This is a genomic window from Campylobacter portucalensis (assembly GCF_009690845.1).
GTDB classification, from domain to species: domain Bacteria; phylum Campylobacterota; class Campylobacteria; order Campylobacterales; family Campylobacteraceae; genus Campylobacter_B; species Campylobacter_B portucalensis.
In genome coordinates this window covers 1-4920 of the sequence record NZ_VWSJ01000041.1, presented here as the reverse complement: position 1 = coordinate 4920, position 4920 = coordinate 1, and the positions used below count along the sequence as shown (strand labels likewise).

Here is a 4920-nt window from a genome sequence, read left to right as displayed (position 1 = left end):
ATCTCTGCATCATCTCTAGTTGCTGCAAGTCTTGGAATTGCAACTGCTGCTAAAATACCTAAAATAACGATCACGAAGATCAACTCAATCATTGTAAAACCCTTTTTCATGGCTTTCTCCTTTAAATAAATTTCCACTTTACATACCCAAAGGTAAAAATTTATAAAATATTTAGATAAAGCCCCTAAATTTAGGAATTACAAAAAATAAAAATGAAGATAAAACATAATCTATTGAAAATCTTAAGGTAAAAATTTATTTAAACAAACACCAACACATTGAGCTTTATATGATATAAAATAGTTTTTAAAAATTATTAATTTAATTCAAAAATTTGATGAATTATTAGATTGATTGTGAAAATTTGAGGTAAAAATATCTTATGAATAAAAATGCAAATTTGACAGCCTAGACTAGATTTCTCTAGTCAGCTAAATATCATAAATTTATTGTAGAATGAAAATTATATAAATTTAACGCATTTTGAGCCAGCTACTACACTTCCTATCTCGTAAGCGTCGCTGTTTTTGATGATAAAATCAGCATCATTTTTGCCGACTATAATCACCATTCCAACCCCCATATTAAAAGTCTTAAACATCTCATCTTCTTCTACATATTTACTCATAAATTTAAATATTTCTTGAGTTTTTATCTTGTCTTTTTTAATAATAGCTTGTAGATTTTGCGGTAAAACTCTTGGTAAATTTTCTGTGATTCCGCCTCCTGTTATATGTGCTAGAGCGTGAATTTTATCCTTAAATTTTAAAAACTCATCAACGTAAATTCTGGTTGGAGTTAATAAAATATCTATTAAATTTAGACCATCAAATTTGTCTTTTAAGTCCATTTTTGATATATCAAAAAAAATCTTTCTTGCTAAAGAATAACCATTTGAATGCAATCCACTACTTGGAAGTGCAAGTAAAACATCACCCTCATTTACAAATTTAGTTCTGTCTATCTCTTCTATCTCTGCTATACCCACACTAAATCCCGCTAAATCAAAATCATCTTTAGCATAAATTCCTGGCATTTCAGCAGTCTCTCCACCTATTAAAGCACAATTTGCTATTTTGCAACCCTGAGCAATCCCCTTTACTACAAGGCTTGCTTCATCTACATTGAGTTTTGCATTAGCATAGTAATCAAGAAAAAACAGGGGTTTTGCAAAATTGCAAATAAGATCATTTACACACATTGCAACCAAATCAATTCCTATAGTGTCAAATTTCTTTGACTCAATTGCTAGCTTTAGCTTTGTCCCTACGCCATCAGTTGCTCCTAAAATTGCTGGATTTTTATAACCACTTGGTAGCCTAAAAGCACCAGAAAATGAACCTATACCGCCTATTACATTTTCATTAAATGTAGATTTAACAAATGGCTTGATGGTTTCTACAAATTTATTGCCAGCATCTATATCAACACCAGAATCTTTATAAGTTATCATTAATTATCCTTTTGAAAATTAACCTCCATTTTAGCTAAAATTTAATAAAATACTCATAAAGTAGAGGAAAAATGCGAGATTTTAAATTTGGTATAGTAATTACTGGCGGGATAGGTAGCGGAAAAAGCAGTGTAAGCGATATTTTGCTAGATTTGCAATATAAAGTCATCGATGCCGATACAATAAGCCATAAAATGCTCGATCAAAGCACGGATGAAATTTATGAAGAATTTGGAAAAGATTTTATAGAAGATGGCAAAATTTCGAGAAAAAAACTGGGTGAGTTTGTTTTTCAAGATAGAGATAGATTAAAAAAACTTGAGAAAATCTTGCATCCAAAAATTAGATCTGAAATTTATAGTCAAGCGACTATTTTAGAGAGTTTTAAAAAAACATACTTTGTAGATATTCCACTTTTTTTTGAAAGTAGTGAATATAAAGAGTTTAAAAAAATTTTACTAATTTATGCTAAAAAAAATGAGATAATCAAAAGAGTGATGGCTAGAAATTCACTAACAAAAAATGAAGTGTTAGTTAGAATAAATTCTCAAATAAAATTAGAAGAAAAGAAAAAAAAGGCAACTTTTGTTATAGAAAATACAGGCACAAAATGCGATTTAAAGGATAAAGTGATAAAATTTTTAACAAAAATAAAGGATATTGATGAGAGTTAGTAAATATAGTGCAAGTGGGAATGATTTTGTGATTTTTATGAGTTTTGTTAGTAAAGATAGAAGTTTGTTAGCTAGGCAAATTTGCGATAGATTTAATGGCATTGGTGCTGATGGGATGATAGTTATTTTACCTAGTGAAATGGGGGATTTTAAATGGGAATTTTATAATAGCGATGGAAGTCTTGCTAATATGTGTGGCAATGGCTCTAGAGCTGCTTTTATGTTTGCGTATGAAAATGATTTAATACAAAAAAGCGGTAGTTTTTTAAGTAAAGCTGGTTTAATAGGCGGAAAAATTTATGAAATTTCTAAAAACAAAGGCGTGATAGAAGTAGAGCTAACAAAGCCTAAAAATTTATCAAAATCATTTATAGAAAATGGCTTAAAATGGCATTTTTACGATACTGGAGTGCCTCATCTTGTTAGTTTTGTTAGTGATATTGTTAGTGAATTTGATATAAATTTAGCCAAAAGTATGCGACAAAAATATAACGCTAATGTAAATTTTGCTAGCATCAAAGATAATAAAATTTTTGTTAGGACTTTTGAGCGTGGCGTTGAGGGTGAAACTATGGCTTGCGGAACTGGAATGGCGGCTGTATTTTATGCTGGATTTTGTGAAAAAATGATAAATGATTGCATTGATATCATACCAAAAAGCGGTGAAATATTAAATTTTAGTTTAAAAGATGAGAGAATAAATTTTAAAGGTGAAGTGCTTCATACCTTTGATGCAAATTTTTTAACAAAAGATTTTTGAATGCGTGAAATTTTAGAAATTTTATACGCTCTCAAAGATGAAAAATATAAAAATTTTAATCAAAAAATTATAAAAACAAAAGATGAAATTTTAGGCGTTAGGGTTTTGGATTTAAGAAAAATAGCTAAAAATTTAATGAAAAACGACAAATGGCGGGAATTTTTAAATCAAAAAAATTTAAAAATTTATGAGCTAAAAGTAATTTATGGAGTTATTTTGTCTAGTTGCGATCTTAAATTATCGCAAAAATTAAAAATTTATGATGAATTTCTAAAAAAATGCGATAATTGGGCGTTAATTGATTTAATAAAATTTCAAAATTTAAGTAATTATAATAAAAATGAGCTGTTTAAATTTACAAAAAAACTATTAAAAAATGAAAAAGAATTTATCCTAAGGGCTGGGTTTGTAAATTTAATCTATCACTTTATTGATGAAAAATATTTGAGTTTTATATTTAATATTGGAAATATTAGTCAAAATTATTATGATAAAATGGCACACGCTTGGCTAATTAGCGAGTGTTTTGCTGTTTTTCCACATCAAACTTTTAAATTTTTAGAGTCTAAAAGTTTAGATAAATTTACGCAAAATAAAGCTATTTCAAAATGTTTAGATAGTTTTAGGATAAGTGATGAGTTTAAATCAAAATTAAAAGCATTTAAAAAATGATTTAAAAATTTGTGATAGAGTTTCAAAAATTAATTAAGGAGAAAATTTGGATACTATAATGCAAAATAGATTTTCTTGTAGAAAATTTAGTGATGAAAAAATTAGCAATGAAGTTATTAAAGAAATTATAAATTTAACACGCCTAACGCCTAGTTCTTTTGGGCTTGAGCCTTGGAAATTTATGGTTGTTTCTAAAAAACAAGATTTAGAGAATTTATCTCTTGCTTGCAAAAATCAGCCTCAAGTTGCAAACTGCTCTCACGCTGTTATAATTTTTGCTAGAAATGATTTGAGAAAAAAGGATGAGTTTTTATTAAATGTCATTAAACAGCAAGGAAAAAGTAGCGAGAAAGTGACACAATTCCACGAAATGATCTGCTCTATAACAGACAATATGAGCGATGAAGAGCTTTTTAATTATTCTAGCTTGCAAGTTTATATGACGATAGCGAATTTAGTCAATATAGCTTATGCAAAAGATGTAAAAAGCTGCATAATAGGCGGTTTTGAGTTAGATAAGCTTAAAGAATTTGCTAACTTGAGTGAGAATTTTAAACCCTGCATAGTTATAGCGCTTGGAAAAAGCGATGAAAATGGCGGAGTAAAAATCAGACAAAATTTAGATGACGTGCTTATTTGGAAGTAAATTTAAGCCATTAAATTTTAATGACATTGCTTAGCTAATTTCAAATGTTTTGTATTTATACAAAACAAAATCTAAATTTCAGCAGGTTAAATTTAAGCTATGATTTCACTTAAATTTCTAAAAAATTTTATGTCTTGTTTTAGAAGCCATAAAAGTTGCAAAATTTTAGAAAAATGATGATAAATTAAGAGGCAAAATTATTTTATAAAATGCCTCTTTGCTTTTTTGTATAAAATAGCAATAGTAAAATTTTGGCTTAATTATTAAATTAATGTAAAAATTAATTATAATTTTTTTCAAACAGCGCTCTTATAATCAAAAATGAGTTTATAGATACATTATAAGAAAAATTTTTGCGTTTAAGTGTTAGTTTTGGTATTAAGCTAAATAAAATTTATATCAATTATATAAAACTTTATTTAGCGTAAATTTAATATATAAATTCCATTATCCTCTTTGTTTGAAATTCTACATAACTATTAAGGATGTTGATTGATACTTTATCGCTAGGATAACTCAAGCTCAAACTATCAAACCAGAAAATTTCATCATATTTGACAAATTTTTCTAAGCTATCAACACTGCTTCCGTGAGTTCTAGTCGCACATACTAAATAATCTAACTTTTCTATACCAAGCTTTAAAACCTCTTTTTTTAAAAGTGCTATCCCATCTTTTACCACTACGCCATAATCGTTACTACAAACCTATAAAAT

Annotated in this window: 7 protein-coding genes; 4 read left to right on the top strand and 3 right to left on the bottom strand. The window is 27.8% G+C overall.

The window, feature by feature from the left end:
- Both F1B92_RS08370 and purM read right to left on the bottom strand, forming a co-directional pair.
- Positions 1–110, bottom strand: a 110-nt coding sequence (locus tag F1B92_RS08370) for a prepilin-type N-terminal cleavage/methylation domain-containing protein (protein ID WP_133147246.1), incomplete at its 3' end; no start/stop codon positions are given.
- 353 nt (positions 111–463) lie between these two features.
- Entirely contained in the window at positions 464–1453 is a 990-nt protein-coding gene (gene purM, locus F1B92_RS08365; RefSeq protein WP_154571391.1) for a phosphoribosylformylglycinamidine cyclo-ligase, read from the bottom strand.
- A gap of 71 nt (positions 1454–1524) precedes the next feature.
- Between purM and coaE the strand changes: the two genes are divergently transcribed.
- From coaE to F1B92_RS08345, 4 genes are read left to right on the top strand one after another with little or no spacing between them, the layout of a single operon-like run.
- Complete coding sequence (coaE, locus tag F1B92_RS08360; protein WP_154571390.1) at positions 1525–2127, top strand: dephospho-CoA kinase; 603 nt, start codon at positions 1525–1527, stop codon at positions 2125–2127.
- On the top strand, positions 2117–2887 hold the full coding sequence (gene dapF / locus F1B92_RS08355) for a diaminopimelate epimerase (protein WP_154571389.1): 771 nt from the start codon (positions 2117–2119) through the stop codon (positions 2885–2887). Before coaE ends, dapF begins: the two co-directional genes overlap by 11 nt.
- Positions 2888–3559 carry a DNA alkylation repair protein gene (locus F1B92_RS08350; RefSeq protein ID WP_154571388.1) on the top strand — a complete coding sequence of 224 codons (672 nt, stop codon included), beginning with the start codon at positions 2888–2890 and terminating at the stop codon, positions 3557–3559.
- Positions 3560–3605: 46 nt separating this feature from the next.
- Positions 3606–4205, top strand: a complete 600-nt coding sequence (locus tag F1B92_RS08345) for a nitroreductase family protein (RefSeq protein WP_229770988.1) — start codon at positions 3606–3608, stop codon at positions 4203–4205.
- 430 nt (positions 4206–4635) lie between these two features.
- On the opposite strand, the gene F1B92_RS08340 is transcribed toward F1B92_RS08345, so the two are convergent.
- Complete coding sequence (locus tag F1B92_RS08340; protein ID WP_154571387.1) at positions 4636–4887, bottom strand: hypothetical protein; 252 nt, start codon at positions 4885–4887, stop codon at positions 4636–4638.
- Positions 4888–4920: the final 33 nt, after the last annotated feature.